Here is a 14,367-nt window from a genome sequence, read left to right on the forward strand (position 1 = left end):
CGGGCGATTTTATCACACTCTTTTCCGGGACGTGAAAAAAGCACTGCCATGCCCGCCATGGCACTTTCCGCCCGCCCCCTCTGACCAGGTGATGGCGATTCGCACCCGCCCCCGTTTTTCGGATAGAATCCCCAGATTGCGAGTGACAGCCTATCCACGGGCACCGATACCCCCGTGTCGGCTGGGCTCCCTCCCTTGCCTTTGTGAACAAGAGACTCTTCATGGCCCAAGAACATGCTCCCCGCCTCGAACCCCGTCTGTTCCATCCCCGTTACTGGGGCAGCTGGTTCGGTCTGTGCCTGCTCTGGCTGCTGGTGCTGCTGCCCTGGCGCAGCCAGATGTGGCTGGGTCGCCAGCTCGGCACCCTGGCCCGCAAGCTGTTGAAATCCCGCGTCAAGATAGCGCGCCGCAACCTGGAGCTGGCGATGCCCGAGCTCAGCCGGGATCAGCGGGAAACCCTGCTCAAACAGAACTTCGAGAGCGTGGGCTGCGCCATCTTCGAGGTGGGCATGGCCTGGTTCTGGCCGGATTGGCGGATGCGCCGCCTGATGAAGGTGGAGGGGGAAGAGCATGTCATCGCCGCCATCGAGAAGGGGCAGGGCATGCTGCTGCTCTCCTGCCACTTCCTCACCCTTGAGCTCAACGCCCGCTGCTTCGGCCTGGTGCGCCCCGGGGTCGGCGTCTATCGCCCCAACACCAATCCGGTGCTGGAGTATGCCCAGTATCACGGTCGCTGCGCCTCCAACAAGTACCTGGTGGATCGCATGGACGTGAAGGGGATGATCAAGGCACTGCGCAACGGCGACGCCCTCTGGTACGCGCCGGATCACGACTACGGCAGCCACGCCAGCGTCTTCGTGCCCTACTTCGCGGTGGAGCAGGCGGCCACCATCACGGGCACCGCCACCCTGGCGCGGGTGAAGAACACCGTCACCCTGCCCTGCTACAACATCCGTACCCAGGAGGGCTACACCCTGCACATAGGGGCGCCGCTGGAAGGCTACCCGAGCGGCGACGACCTGGTCGATGCCGCCCGCGCCAACCGCGAGATTGAAGCCGCCGTGCGCCGTGCCCCCGAGCAGTACATGTGGCTGCATCGCCGCTTCAAGACCCGTCCCAACCCGGAGGATGCGGGTTTCTACTAAGGACTCTCCCACGAAAAAGCCCTCGCACTGCGAGGGCTTTTTGTTGTCTACCGAGGCGGCCTTACTGGCGGATCAGACGGTAGATGGCGTAGCCAGGATGCTTGGCGTCACTCATCGGCAGGGTGGACTGGTACGCCAGATCTGCCCCCGCCAGGGCCTTGGCCTCCTCACCCGGGGAGGAGTAGAGGCGCACGTCAACGCCTGCGGGCAGGGCCTTCATGTGCCAGTTGTTGTTGGCCGCCGGGCTGAAACCCGCCGGATTGGCAGCAGACTGGGACTTGAGGTACTGGGCGATGATCTCCCGCGTCTCGAAGGGATCTTCGTGCACTATGTTGCTGCCGTCGATGCCCGGGAAGTGACCGCCGCCGCTGGCGCGGTAGTTGTTGGTCACCACGTAGAACTTCTGGGCCGGATCCACCGGCTGGCCATTGAAGGTGAGGCCGCTGATGCGCTGACCATCGCTCACCTTGAGCCCCTCCTTGCTGTAACGGGCTGGCTGGGTGATGTCCACCTCGTAGCTCACACCATCGATCACGTCGAAGTTGTAGGTGGGGAAGCTTTCGTTCACCAGCCACTGCACCTCTGTCTTGCCGGTGTCTATCTGGTTGAACTGGCCGGCGCTCATCTCCAGCCACTCCTTGACGGTGGCCCCGTTCACCTCGACCACCTGCAGGGTGTTCGGATAGATGTAGAGATCGGAGACGTTGCGCAGGGAGATGTCCCCCTGGGCCACGTAGGTGAAGTCATTGATGCCGTTGCGACCGCCACGGAAGGGGGCCGCCACCGACAGGATCGGGTAAGGCTCCTTGAGCAGACCGTCTTGTTGCAGCTGCTCGGCGTGCTGACGCTGGGCATCGCTCACCAGCTGCACCGAGGGGTCGTCCTGCACCAGGGCGAAGAAGCTGTGGATGGGGGAAGTGATCTTGCCAAGGGGCTCGTCCAGCCACTGGTTGGTGGCGTCGTGATCCGCCTGCACCAGATCCACCACCCGCTGATCCACGGCGCTGCCTTCGCTGGAGTCGATCTTGCGCAGACTGGCCTGGCTCTGCTTCACCTGCCACTTGCCATCCACCTGCTCCAGCTTGAGGTCGATGATGCCGAGGTGGTTGCCCCAGTAGCCCGGCATCACGGTCGGAATACCGCCGAGGGTGCCGGCCTTGTTGTCCACCTCGGGCAGATCCGGGAAGTCCCCCGGGAAGTTCTTGTGGGCATGGCCCAGCATCAGGGCATCTATCCCCTTCACCTTGGCCAGGTGCCAGGCGGAGTTCTCCATCATGGCCTCATAGCTGTTGGCATTGATGCCGGTGTGGGCCACCACCACCACCAGATCGGCCCCCTTGGCGCGCAGCTCGGGCACATAGTGGTTGGCGGTCTCGACCATGTCGGCCACCACCACCTTGCCCTCCAGATGGCGTTTGTCCCACTGCAGCACCTGTGTCGGCGTCAGACCCAGGATGCCGACCTTGACGGTCTGTGACTGGCCCTTGTCATCGGTCACCTGGCGCTCCAGCAGCAGGTAGGGGGTGAACTTGTTGCCGCTCCAGTCAATCTGTCCCTTGGCGTCGCGCTTGAAGGCGCCCGCCTCGAACACGTTGGCGTTCACATAGGGGAACTCGGCCCCCGCCAGCACCTTGCCGAGGTAATCCAGGCCGTAGTTGAACTCGTGGTTGCCGAGGTTGCCCGCGTCATATCCCAGCTCGTTCATCGCCTTGAACACCGGGTGAGCCTGCTTCTCGAGGTAGCCGGCACCGGACTGCTCGAAGATGTAGTCCGCCAGCGGCGTGCCCTGGATCAGGTCACCGTTGTCGAGCAGCAGGTTGTTGGGGTTCTCGGCGCGGGCGGCGCGGATCAGCAGGGCGGTGCGGGAGAGGCCGAACTTGCGGTCTTCCTTGTCCTGGTAGTAGTCATACCCCAGCACATTGGAGTGGATGTCGGAGGTCTGGATCAGGCGCAGGGAGACGGTCCCCGGCTGCGCCTTGCTGTCGTTTTCGTTGCTGCAGGCGGTCAGCAGCACGATGGCGGCGATTGCCCCCAGCTTCATGGAGTTATTCACTGTATTTTCCCTTTTATTATGAGTAACGCTTTACCAGCGGCGGGAATTTAACAGACGAATATGTCAGCAGATGACACCGGGACTCATTTTTATGAAGCCCGGCACAAAAATAGCCTTATGAAGCCAGCAGAGCCCCGCTGGCCAGCTTGACCGCCAGCACCAGCATTATGATACCGACCACCATATCAATGGCTTGCTGCACCCGGCCCCGGGCAAGCCAGGGAGAAAGCGCTGCCGCCCCGACTGCCAGCCCGTAGAACCACACCAGAGAGGCCAGCATGGCCCCTGCAGCGAAGGCGGGACGCAGATCCTCGGCAAACTGGCTGCCGAAGGAGCCGAGCAGCATCAGGGTATCCAGATAGACGTGGGGGTTGAGCAGGGTCACCCCCAGCGTCATGGCCAGCACGCTCTTGACCCCCATCAGCTGGGGAGAGTCCGCCAGGGCCGCCCCCTGCCCACGCCAGGCACTGCCAAGGGATCGCACCCCGAACCAGCCGAGGAACAGCACGCCGCCCCAGGTCAGCAGCGCCAGTCCGATGGGGCTGGCCGCCAGCAGGTTGGCACCGCCAAACACCCCTATGCCGATCAGCACGAGATCGCAGAAGCAGCAGAGGGTCGCCGCCAGCAGATGGTGGTTGCGATGAATGCCCCGGCTCAGCACGAAGGCGTTCTGGGCACCTATGGGGATGATCATGGCAAGGCCGAGGGTGAAGCCTTGCAGTGTGGTCGCGAACATGGACAAACCTTTGTGTGGGAGATCTGGGGGCACTATAAGGGGAGGCATGAAATCAGAGAAATTCATTCATTTTCTGATGCATTCAAAAAACTGATAAAGCGGGCAAAAAACGACATCTGGCAGGCTGTCAATTGCAGGATCTGACAATTGTGGGGTCACAGCCCCGCCCCGAGAATCGCCAAAGTGACGGGATCGGCTTGGGACAGTGGGTGATGGCGACAGAGGAGATGCCGGGCGACAGGCAAGCGTCGCCCGGCCGGCATTCACTGCAACAGTCTGGGGAAGTTGGTGACCACGACCTGCTCCAGATTCGGCAGCAATATACCGCTGCTGACCCCCTTGGCGATGGCCTGGTAGCGATTCATCGACCCCGTCTTGCGGGTGACCTGGTTGAGGTGGTAGTTCACGGTGCGCTCGGTGATCCCGAGGATGCAGGCGATCTCCCCCGATGTCTTCCCTTCGCTGGCCCAGAACAGGCACTCGGTCTCCCTGTCCGTCAGGGCCTCCTGGGGATCATCCTCCCTCATGCTCTGGCGCACTATCCGGATCGCCGCCTCGAAGATGTAGTTGGACATCCAGGAGAGGATGGGCGAGGACTCCAGCAACAGATCACTGGACGCCCGCTCCCGGGTGATGAACGACAGTATGCCGTTCTCCCCCGTCGCCCCGTGCAACGGAAACGAGATGCCGTTGCGCAAGCCGAACTCCGCCGCCAGCCCCATCACATCCATGCTCCCCTCTTGCAGGAAGCGCGCCTTCTCGTCCAGCCGGTTCCAGTAGATGGGCAGGGTCTGCGTGCGGGCGAGCTGGATGATGGGATCGCAGGCCAGCATGTTGTTCACCGTGTAGGCCTGCACCCAGGAGTCGGGGCACTGGTTGAACAACACCACCTTGGGCCTTTGCATCGACATGGGCAGGATGAGCGCGAATCGATAGTAGTCGTAGCCCATTCCCAGGGTGAAGCGGCCGATCAGCTCGGCCAGCCGGTTTCCATCCGTTACCAGCGTGAAATGTTCCAGATACTCAAGCAGTTGGTCGCGTGTCATAGGCTAGCCTCCCCTGGCCAAGGCCTTGGATTATAGCGCCTAACCATGAAATGGAGAGACATGAATGCTTGTTTTCAAAGGAAAATTGAAAGAGCACCCCAGATGGGAGGTCGAAAACGAGCTTTATCGCTTTCGCAAGCGCGTCTTCTCCGATCGGCTCGGTTGGGACGTGGAATCCCACCGGGGTCTGGAGCGGGACAGCTTCGACAAGCCCGATACCCACTGGGTGCTGATTGAAGATGAGGAGGGCCTGTGCGGTTGCATCAGGCTGCTCAGTTGTGCCCAGGACTACATGCTGCCCAGCATCTTTCCCGGTGCCCTCGCCGGCGAGCGGCCCCCGCGCGGCGCCGATGTCTGGGAGCTGACCCGCCTCGCCATCGATGCCGGCCGCGCACCCGCGCTCGACAACGGCATCAGCGAGCTGACCTGCGTCATCTTCCGCGAGGTCTATGCCTTCGCCAGGGAACAGGGGATCCGGGAGCTGGTCGCCGTGGTCAGCCTGCCGGTGGAGCGCATCTTCCGCCGCCTCGGCCTGCCCATAGAGCGGCTCGGCCACCGTCAGGCGGTGGATCTGGGGGCCGTGCGCGGGGTCGGGATCCGCTTCCATCTGGACGAGCGCTTCGAGCGCGCCGTCAACCGTCCACTGCGGGGAGAGTACGCCCCGACCGGGGAGCTGCTCGGCACCAGCTGACCCCATAAAAAAGTCCCGGGCTGACACCCGGGACCAAAACTCTCGCTATGGCCCGTTTCCACCCCATGTAAAAACGGACCAAGTGAGTATCTTATGAATCTCATCTCGTCGCTACTGTCACATCTCACAGTGACAGCATCGGGTTGTACCGCATGCAGCGCCCGCCGTCTGGCCGGTTGTTCTCCCGCCATCACTCCAGTAGCATCCTTGCTCAATCCCCTTCTCTGATAAGGAATACTGATGAAGACGCTGGACTACAAGCTGCTGCTGGCGCTGGATGCCGTGATGCAGGAGCAGAACTTCGAGCGCGCCGCCCAGCGTCTGCACATTACCCAGTCCGCCATCTCCCAGCGCATCAAGCAGCTGGAGCAGCAGTTTGCCGAGCCGCTGATCATCCGCAGCCAGCCCCTGCAGGCCACGGCCCTCGGCCAGAAGCTGCTGGCCCACTACCGTCAGGTACGCCAGCTGGAGCTGGAGCTGGCGGGCGAACTCTCCCCCAGCGAGCCCCAGGCGCCGATCCGGGTCAGCATCGCCGTCAACGCCGACAGCCTGGCCACCTGGTTCCTGCCCGCCCTGGCGCCCCTGCTGGAACAGCACCCCATAGAGCTCAACCTGCTGGTGGATGACGAGAGCCGCACCCTCGACAAGGTGCGCGAGGGCCAGGCGTTCGGCGCCGTCAGCCTGCAGCCCCAGGCCCTGGCCGGTTGCTGCGTCGACGAGCTCGGCGAGATGCGCTACCTGCTGACCGCCAGCCCCGCCTTCGTCGCCCGCCACTTCCCCCAGGGGCTCACCCCGGCGGCGCTGGCCAAGGCACCGGCAGTGGCGTTTGATCAGCGCGACGACATGCACGTCAGCTTCATGGCCCGTCACTTCGCCCTGGCCCCCGGCGGATACCCCTGCCACACGGTGCGCTCGTCGGAGGCCTTCGTCGCCATGGCCGAGCAGGGGCTGGCCTGCTGTCTCATCCCCGAGTTGCAGATCCGTCAGCAGCTCGCAGCTGGCACACTGCTCGATCTCAGCCCGGGCAATCACCTCATCGAGCGCCTCTACTGGCACCGCTGGGTGCTGGAGCGGGGGCTGCACAAGCAGATCTCCTTGCGCCTGATCGAGCAGGGTCGCCGGGCACTGCAACCCCGCTGAGCGGGCCATTCACCTTGGCTTTGGAGGGGTAAAAACGTATAGTGCTGGGCGATTCTTCATCAGGTCTCCACTCAGGTTCCCCACTTATGTTCCAAGACAATCCGCTGCTGGCCCAGCTCAAGCAACAAATCCGCGAAAACATCCCCAAGAAAGAGGGTGTGATCCGCGCCTCCGATCGGGGCTTCGGCTTCCTGGAGGTCGATGAGAAGACCAGCTATTTCGTGCCGCCTCCCTACATGAAGAAGGTGATGCACGGTGACCGGGTGAGCGCCCTGATCCGTACCGAGAAAGAGAAGGAAGTGGCCGAGCCGGATGCCCTGCTGGAGCAGGCCGTGGTCCGCTTCGTCGGCCGCGTCAAGATGTTCCGCGACCGCCTCAACGTGGTGCCTGATCACCCCCTCATCAAGGACGCCATCAAGGCCCGCGCCAAGAAGGGTCTGGACGAGAAATCCTTCAAGGAAGGGGACTGGGTGGTGGCGACCCTCAAGCGCCACGCCCTGGTGGATGGCAACTTCTCCGCCGAGATCACCCAGCTCATCGCCGACAAGGACGATCACAACGTGCCCTGGTGGGTAGTGCTGGCACGCCACAGCTTGGCTCAAATAGAACCGGCTGACCTGCCCGAGTGGAACGTCATCGAAGAGGAAGAGCTGCCCCGTCGCGATCTGACTCAGGTGCCCTTCTTCACCGTCGACGGCGCCAAGACCAAGGACATGGATGATGCCCTGTCCATCCGCAAACTGGACAACGGCTGGGAGCTGCTGGTCGCCATCGCCGACCCGACCGCCTATGTGGCCGAAGGCAGCGAGCTGGACAAGGAAGCCGCCAAGCGCGCCTTCACCGTCTACATGCCGGGCCGCAATGTGCCCATGATACCGCGCACCCTCTCCGACGAGCTCTGCTCCCTGAAAGAGGGGGAGGAGCGCAACACCCTGTGCGCCCGCCTGCTGATCGCCGAGGACGGCCTGCTGCTGGAAGAGACCGAATTCTTCGCCGCCCGCATCGTCTCCCACGCTCGTCTGAACTATGACGAGGTCTCCGACTGGGCAGAGCACGGCAAGGCGCTGGACATAGACGCAGGCGTCATGGCCCAGCTGCCCCTGATGAAGGCCATGACAGAAGCGCGTATCAAGTGGCGTACCGAGCACGCCCTGGTGTTCCCGGACCGCCCCGACTACGACTTCGAGCTGGGTGAGAACGGCGCCGTGCTGGCCATCCACGTGGAGCCCCGTCGCATCGCCAACCGGATGATCGAAGAGTCGATGATCGCCGCCAACATCTGCGCCGGTCGCGTATTGGGCAAGAGTGTCGGCTACGGCATCTTCAACGTCCACACCGGTTTTGACGAGGAGTCGCTCGACGGCGCCATCGATCTGCTCAAGAGCGCCGAGGCGCCGTTCGAGAAGGAAGAGATCGCCAGCCTGTCCGGCTTCTGTGCCCTGCGCCGCTGGATCGACAGCCTGGACACCCGCTGGCTGGACGGCAAGATCCGCCGCTTCCAGAGCTATGCCCTGATGTCCGCCGAGCCGGGTGCCCACTATGGCCTGGGGCTGGATGCCTACGCTACCTGGACCTCGCCTATCCGCAAATACGGCGATATGGTCAACCATCGTCTGCTCAAGGCCGTCATCGCCGGCAAGACCCCAGGGATGCGCCCAAGCCAGGAGCTGACCGAGCACCTGACTGAGTGTCGCCGCCTGCACCGCAGGGTGGAGCGCGACATCGGCGACTGGCTCTATGTCCGTTACCTCCAGGCCGCCGCTGGCACCGATCAGGTGTTCAACGCCGAGATCATCGACGTGATGCGGGCCGGCCTCAAGCTGCGCCTTCAGGAGAACGGCGCCGTGGTCTTCATGCCCGCCCGCCATATCCTGGACAACAAGGACAGGCTGGAGTGCAACTGGGACAACGGCCGCGTCTACCTGGACAAGACCGAGGTGGTCTATGAGCTTGGCCAGATCATCGAGGTGAAGCTGAGCGAGGCGGTGGAAGAGACCCGCTCCCTCATCGCCAAGCCGGCGGTGGCCCTGGTGCCGGGTCCGGCACCGGAAGCACCAGCGGCCGAGAGCCCAGCGAGCGAGAGCAGCGAGGCTGCGGCCGACACGGCCCCCAAGGCGGAATAAGCCCCGCTCCCCCTGCATGCCAAGAGCCCGCAATACTGCGGGCTTTTTTTATGGGCGCGGCCAGCCCGGGCAGCAGCGAATGTGAATGAGCCGGCTTTGTCTGTGCCTGTGCCGACACCCCTGCCGACACGCCCATCTTGTCACAACGGACATTGGCAGGCGTCGCAGAGAAGGCCAATCAGAGCCCGCCAAAGGAGGCGGGACAGCATCCAAATGGCCGACAGCGCGGGGAGCAAAACTGAAAGTGGGTTACAAAACCACTGATTCATTGATGAGTAGTTGATGATGGCGCGAGATCCATCGTCGTCACCCTCTGATCTGGCGCCACCAGACGTGCTCCAATTGGCTACAAATAATTGATTTGTGACATTTATCACATTGACACAGGGTTTGCGCAAACAACAAAAAGAGATCTGAATCACACTAAAAAGCCGTTCACGACGAGAAAGATCGAAATGTAGCCAAACTACAGCGCCTAAATGTGATCGGCGTCACTAAGAAGGGAGGGGGGATGTCGGGGTATTTGAGAGATGCGTCACAAGACACCCCGTTTTCAGCCTAATTTGATCACAAGCTGGTAGATTGAAGTTGCTTAGACGACAGGGATGGGGGTTCGGCAAAACCCGTCATCCCGACTACCACTTTTAATCACACAGGCTTAAAACGGGGTCCCGACATGTTATCACCGGATACCAAAGTCAAGATACAGAATTTTGGACGCTTCCTGTCCAATATGGTCATGCCCAACATAGGCGCCTTCATCGCCTGGGGCTTCATTACCGCCCTCTTCATCCCCACTGGCTGGCTGCCAAACGAAACCTTGGCCAAGCTGGTCGGCCCCATGATCACCTATCTGCTGCCGCTGCTGATTGGCTACACAGGCGGCAAACTGATGGGCGGTGAACGGGGTGCCGTGGTCGGTGCCATCACCACCATGGGCGTCATAGTGGGGACCGACATCCCCATGTTCATGGGCGCCATGATGGTCGGCCCTCTGGGTGGCTGGGCCATCAAGCGCTTCGACAAGGTGATGGAAGGGCGCGTCAAGAGCGGCTTCGAGATGCTGGTCAACAACTTCTCCGCCGGCATCATCGGCATGCTGCTGGCCATCCTCGCCTTCTTCGTGATTGGTCCCTTCGTCAAGGTGCTCTCCGGCGTGCTGGCGAGCGGGGTCGGCTTCCTGGTGGACAACCACATGCTGCCGCTGACCTCCATCTTCGTCGAACCGGCCAAGATCCTCTTCCTCAACAACGCCATCAACCACGGCATCTTCTCGCCGCTGGGGATCCAGCAGGCCACCGAGCAGGGTCGCTCCATCTTCTTCCTGATCGAAGCGAACCCGGGTCCGGGTCTGGGGGTGCTGCTGGCCTACATGGTGTTCGGCCGTGGCGCCGCCAAGCAGTCCGCCGCCGGTGCCTCCATCATTCACTTCTTCGGAGGCATCCACGAGATCTACTTCCCCTATGTGCTGATGAACCCGCGCCTCATCCTGGCGGTGATCGCCGGCGGCATGACAGGGGTCTTCACCCTGACCCTGTTCAACGCGGGTCTGGTCTCCCCTGCCTCCCCGGGCTCCATCTTCGCCGTGCTGCTGATGACGCCGAAAGCCTCCCTGATCGGGGTGCTGCTCTCCATCATCGCCTCGGCCACCGTCTCCTTCCTGGTCGCCGCCGTGTTCGTCCGTGCCCAGCAGCCGGAAGCCGACGAGGCCGATGCACTCGGTGAAGCCACCCGCAAGATGAAGGCCATGAAGGGCGCCAAGCCCGAGACCACAGCGGCCAAGAAGCCGGGTGCCGAGCTGACCGCAGTGCGCAACATCGTGGTCGCCTGTGATGCGGGCATGGGCTCCAGCGCCATGGGCGCCGGCCTGCTGCGCAAGCGGGTACAGGCTGCCGGTCTCGACATCAGCGTCACCAACCGCGCCATCAACAACCTGGACGATCAGGTGGATCTGGTCATCACCCACAAGGATCTCACCGACCGTGCTCGCCGTCATGCACCGCATGCGCAGCACATCTCCCTCTCCAACTTCCTCGACAACGCCCTCTATCAGGAGCTGGTGCAAAACCTCAGCCTGGCCAATGCGGCCAACGACGACGTGGCCAACCCGCAACTGCTGGTGGCGGCCAACGACGACAGCTACGAGCCGCAAACGGCTGAGGTCTTCACCCTGAGCCTGCAGGACGTGCATCTGGGCCTCAAGGCCGAGAACAAGGAGGCCGCCATCCGGGCTGCCGGCAAGCTGCTGGCGGAGCGGGGCTATGTGGCACCCGACTACGTCGACGCCATGCTGGAGCGCGAGCAACTGGTCTCCACCTACCTCGGCGAGTCCATCGCCGTCCCCCACGGCACCATAGCCGCCAAGGAGCACGTGAAGCGTACCGGCATCGTCATCTGCCAGTACCCGGCCGGGGTCGCCTTCGGCGAGGCGGCCGATGAAGTGGCGCGCCTGGTGATCGGCATCGCCGCCCGCAACGACGAACACATGCAGGTGATAACCCGTCTGACCAATGCACTGGATGAACCCGGTCTCATCGATAGGCTGGCCAGCACCCAGGATCCCCAGGAGTTCCTGGATCTGCTGGGGGCCGAACAGGCTGCCTAATCGTCCTTCATCGTCTTTGGTTGTAGAGGTTAATATCATGAAAACATTGCATTTTGGTGCCGGCAACATAGGCCGTGGCTTCATCGGAAAACTGCTGGCTGACGCCAGCCATCAGGTCACCTTCGCCGACGTCAACGAGACCCTGATCGATCAGCTCAACCACCGCCAGGAGTACAAGGTGCACGTGGTGGGGGCGGATCAGAAGCTGGACGTGGTGCGCAACGTGGCCGCCGTCAGCTCCGCCGGTCACGAGGTGATCGCCCGCATCATCACCGCCGATCTGGTCACCACGGCGGTGGGCCCCAACATACTGGACAAGATTGCCAGCACCCTGGCCAAGGGGCTGCAGGCCCGCTTCGATGCCGGCAACCTGACGCCGCTGAACGTCATCGCCTGCGAGAACATGGTGCGCGGCACCAGCCACCTCAAGCAGGAGGTACTCAAGTACCTGCCGGTCGCGTATCATGCCACCCTCGACAACTGTGTCGGCTTCGTCGACTCGGCGGTGGATCGCATAGTGCCCCCCGCCGCGGCCAACGATGATCCCCTGGAGGTGACGGTAGAGAGCTTCAGCGAGTGGATCGTCGACCAGACCCAGTTCAAGGGCGAGCTGCCCCAGGTGGCGGGCATGGAGCCCACCGACAACCTGATGGCCTTCGTCGAGCGCAAGCTGTTCACCCTCAACACCGGGCACATAGTCACCGCCTACCTCGGCAAGCTGAGGGGATACCGCACAGTGCGCGAGGCGATCGAGGATCCGGTGATCCGCAGCAAGGTGCGCCGCGCCATGGAGGAGAGCGGAGCCGTGCTGGTGAAACGCTACGGCTTCGATCCGCGCCTGCACGCCGCCTACATAGAGAAGATCCTCTCCCGCTTCGCCAACCCCTATCTGGTGGATGAAATCGACCGGGTCGGCCGTCAGCCGCTACGCAAGCTGGCGGCGGGGGATCGGCTGGTGAAACCGCTGCTCGGTACCCTGGAGTACGGCCTGCCGAGCGACCATCTGCAGGAGGGGATAGCCGCAGCGCTGCACTATCACAACGACGATGATCCCCAGGCGATGGAGCTGCAGGCCCTGCTGGCGGAGCTCGGCCCGGCCAGGACCCTGGCCCAGGTAACCGGGCTGGATGAAGGCAGCGACATAGTGCGCGCCATCGTCGCCCGTTATGACAGCGTGAAGTGACCCCATGGGGCGTACTCGCCGGCGGCCAGAGCGCATGGCGAGTGACGCCCGCCCCATATGATAAAAACCGGGAGAGAGGCACTCTCTCTCCCAGTCAGCCGGACCTTAAGCACCTATGACCACACACCAGGAAGATGATGTACTGGAGCGACTCAACGAGCAGGATGGCCCCCGCGGCTTCTTTCTCGAGGTCGTGACCATCCTGGAAGAGGCGGTCGACTCCCTGATGCGGCGCGCGTTCCGCCAGGAGGAGTATGCCGTCAAATACGCCATCGAACCCCTGCTCAACCAGAGCGGCCCCCTCGGCCAGCTGGAGGTGCGCCTCAAGCTCATCTTCGCCCTCGGCCTCATCTCTCTCGAGCACTACCAGGATCTCGAGGCCTACCTGAAGATCCGCGATTTTCTGGTGCGCGACCCCAAGGATTATCGCTTCAGCGACAAGCCTATCCGCGACCTGCTAGGTCGCCTGCATGCCATCCATCAGACCAGCATGATGCCGCAGGATCCCCCGGCCAACGAGGAGGACTGGCCCCTCTATCAAATGCAGCTCAACCGGCTCGATCAGATGGTGCGCTCCGCACTGGTGCTGGCGGTGACCGACTGCGTCACCGAACTCCACAAAGAGAGCCCCATCTGATCAGGCCAGCCCGCTGAGGTTACTCCCGGGCTCCCCGAGGCCCTTCCTGCCGGGTGTCAATTTGCCCTCCTTCCCCGCTACATTACCCCCAACCCCATTACCCACCCGAGGTTGGCATGATTGCACTCTCCCTCGCCGGGATCGCCCTGATCTCCCTGCTCGGCCCGGTGACGGGCATGCTCGACGCCGCTGGCCGGTGAGCTGCTGATCGCCCTGCAGCCACCACGGGAGCATCGGGCGGCTTGATGCGCCGCCATACGGCGACCCGGATCCCGGCGCCTGCACCCGCCGCAGGCGACTAGACTTGAGGGTGGCGCCATGAGTCACAGGAGGATGTCATGACAGTCAGCGAATTGCGTGCGCTTCACCAGCAGCACAGGTTCAGGGAGGCGGAGATCATGCACGACATCATCTCCCCCGGCTGGATCGTGGAGTTTCGAGGTCAGGACGGTCATCTTTACGTGATGACGGACACCCTGGGGTGCCCGATGAGTTTCTCCTCGACCGAGGAGGCACGCGACCATATCCACCTGGTGGCCGATTGCCCCATCCAGGTAGAGCACCTCTACCGCTTCTTCGAGCGTTGAGTACCCTGACCAGCAAGAAGGCTCCCGCGGGAGCCTTCAGATTGCTGAAGAACCCCCCTTCTTTTTCAAAAAAGGGGGTTCTTCTTTCGCTTTGGGTCTGAGGGCTCATCATCCGCTAGAAAGTCGGCATAGTTGCCATCTTTGCCACTGATAGGGCATTAGATACCGCTTTATTGCGCCAAAAAGCCCGTCTGTCGGGGGATTGGGCGGGTTAGTGCCCTTGCTTCCCTTCCGGCTCTGCACCAACGCGATTTTCTTCATGTTTTGACACGCTGCCGCCAGCAACCCCTGCATCTGCACCTTGCCCAGACCCCGATAACGGGCATACCGATGACCGTGGTGCTGCTTCGCATCCGCAAAACTGCGCTCAACCGTCTCCTGCCGCCCCTTGTAAGTCTGTTTGCCCGGCTCTGTCAGTCGG

At 62.6% G+C, this 14,367-nt stretch carries 12 protein-coding genes; 8 read left to right on the top strand and 4 right to left on the bottom strand.

What is annotated here, in order from left to right:
• Positions 1-221 precede the first annotated feature (221 nt).
• Positions 222-1,145 (top strand): LpxL/LpxP family Kdo(2)-lipid IV(A) lauroyl/palmitoleoyl acyltransferase, encoded by a 924-nt coding sequence (lpxL, locus tag ACB030_RS16165; RefSeq protein ID WP_371161167.1) that lies wholly within the window; start codon positions 222-224, stop codon positions 1,143-1,145.
• 61 nt (positions 1,146-1,206) lie between these two features.
• Here the strand turns inward: lpxL and ACB030_RS16170 are convergent, their stop codons facing one another.
• The 3 genes from ACB030_RS16170 to ACB030_RS16180 all read right to left on the bottom strand — a co-directional run bounded on the left by ACB030_RS16170 (position 1,207) and on the right by ACB030_RS16180 (position 4,980).
• Positions 1,207-3,186 carry a bifunctional 2',3'-cyclic-nucleotide 2'-phosphodiesterase/3'-nucleotidase gene (locus ACB030_RS16170; RefSeq protein ID WP_371161192.1) on the bottom strand — a complete coding sequence of 660 codons (1,980 nt, stop codon included), beginning with the start codon at positions 3,184-3,186 and terminating at the stop codon, positions 1,207-1,209.
• Positions 3,187-3,313: 127 nt separating this feature from the next.
• Positions 3,314-3,934 carry an L-lysine exporter gene (gene lysE, locus ACB030_RS16175; protein WP_371161169.1) on the bottom strand — a complete coding sequence of 207 codons (621 nt, stop codon included), beginning with the start codon at positions 3,932-3,934 and terminating at the stop codon, positions 3,314-3,316.
• A 263-nt stretch (positions 3,935-4,197) separates the two neighbouring features.
• Positions 4,198-4,980, bottom strand: coding sequence for a LuxR family transcriptional regulator (locus tag ACB030_RS16180; protein WP_025325566.1), 783 nt, complete (start codon positions 4,978-4,980; stop codon positions 4,198-4,200).
• A gap of 64 nt (positions 4,981-5,044) precedes the next feature.
• Between ACB030_RS16180 and ACB030_RS16185 the strand changes: the two genes are divergently transcribed.
• From ACB030_RS16185 to ACB030_RS16215, 7 genes are all read left to right on the top strand, one after another.
• Entirely contained in the window at positions 5,045-5,671 is a 627-nt protein-coding gene (locus ACB030_RS16185) for an acyl-homoserine-lactone synthase (RefSeq protein WP_371161172.1), read from the top strand.
• 240 nt (positions 5,672-5,911) lie between these two features.
• Complete coding sequence (locus ACB030_RS16190; RefSeq protein ID WP_371161174.1) at positions 5,912-6,811, top strand: LysR family transcriptional regulator ArgP; 900 nt, start codon at positions 5,912-5,914, stop codon at positions 6,809-6,811.
• A gap of 86 nt (positions 6,812-6,897) precedes the next feature.
• A complete protein-coding gene (locus ACB030_RS16195) occupies positions 6,898-8,934 on the top strand; it encodes an exoribonuclease II (RefSeq protein WP_371161176.1) in 2,037 nt (678 codons plus the stop codon).
• A gap of 676 nt (positions 8,935-9,610) precedes the next feature.
• Complete coding sequence (locus ACB030_RS16200) at positions 9,611-11,539, top strand: PTS mannitol transporter subunit IICBA (protein WP_371161178.1); 1,929 nt, start codon at positions 9,611-9,613, stop codon at positions 11,537-11,539.
• A 37-nt stretch (positions 11,540-11,576) separates the two neighbouring features.
• Entirely contained in the window at positions 11,577-12,722 is a 1,146-nt protein-coding gene (locus ACB030_RS16205; RefSeq protein ID WP_371161180.1) for a mannitol-1-phosphate 5-dehydrogenase, read from the top strand.
• 115 nt (positions 12,723-12,837) lie between these two features.
• Positions 12,838-13,359, top strand: coding sequence for an MltR family transcriptional regulator (locus ACB030_RS16210; RefSeq protein WP_371161182.1), 522 nt, complete (start codon positions 12,838-12,840; stop codon positions 13,357-13,359).
• A gap of 338 nt (positions 13,360-13,697) precedes the next feature.
• Positions 13,698-13,946: a hypothetical protein gene (locus ACB030_RS16215; RefSeq protein ID WP_205643043.1), complete on the top strand. Its 249-nt coding sequence runs from the start codon at positions 13,698-13,700 to the stop codon at positions 13,944-13,946.
• 108 nt (positions 13,947-14,054) lie between these two features.
• Here the strand turns inward: ACB030_RS16215 and ACB030_RS16220 are convergent.
• Positions 14,055-14,367, bottom strand: a 313-nt coding sequence (locus tag ACB030_RS16220; protein ID WP_371161184.1) for a transposase, incomplete at its 5' end; no start/stop codon positions are given.

The organism is Aeromonas sp. S16(2024), from assembly GCF_041403065.1.
Taxonomy (GTDB): domain Bacteria; phylum Pseudomonadota; class Gammaproteobacteria; order Enterobacterales; family Aeromonadaceae; genus Aeromonas.

Bases quoted from the DNA above. Each gene is read 5' to 3' on its own strand.
- lpxL (WP_371161167.1), top strand. From the start codon at position 222: ATGGCCCAAGAACATGCTCCCCGCCTCGAACCCCGTCTGTTCCATCCC.
- ACB030_RS16170 (WP_371161192.1), bottom strand. From the start codon at position 3,186: ATGAAGCTGGGGGCAATCGCCGCCATCGTGCTGCTGACCGCCTGCAGC.
- lysE (WP_371161169.1), bottom strand. From the start codon at position 3,934: ATGTTCGCGACCACACTGCAAGGCTTCACCCTCGGCCTTGCCATGATC.
- ACB030_RS16180 (WP_025325566.1), bottom strand. From the start codon at position 4,980: ATGACACGCGACCAACTGCTTGAGTATCTGGAACATTTCACGCTGGTA.
- ACB030_RS16185 (WP_371161172.1), top strand. From the start codon at position 5,045: ATGCTTGTTTTCAAAGGAAAATTGAAAGAGCACCCCAGATGGGAGGTC.
- ACB030_RS16190 (WP_371161174.1), top strand. From the start codon at position 5,912: ATGAAGACGCTGGACTACAAGCTGCTGCTGGCGCTGGATGCCGTGATG.
- ACB030_RS16195 (WP_371161176.1), top strand. From the start codon at position 6,898: ATGTTCCAAGACAATCCGCTGCTGGCCCAGCTCAAGCAACAAATCCGC.
- ACB030_RS16200 (WP_371161178.1), top strand. From the start codon at position 9,611: ATGTTATCACCGGATACCAAAGTCAAGATACAGAATTTTGGACGCTTC.
- ACB030_RS16205 (WP_371161180.1), top strand. From the start codon at position 11,577: ATGAAAACATTGCATTTTGGTGCCGGCAACATAGGCCGTGGCTTCATC.
- ACB030_RS16210 (WP_371161182.1), top strand. From the start codon at position 12,838: ATGACCACACACCAGGAAGATGATGTACTGGAGCGACTCAACGAGCAG.
- ACB030_RS16215 (WP_205643043.1), top strand. From the start codon at position 13,698: ATGACAGTCAGCGAATTGCGTGCGCTTCACCAGCAGCACAGGTTCAGG.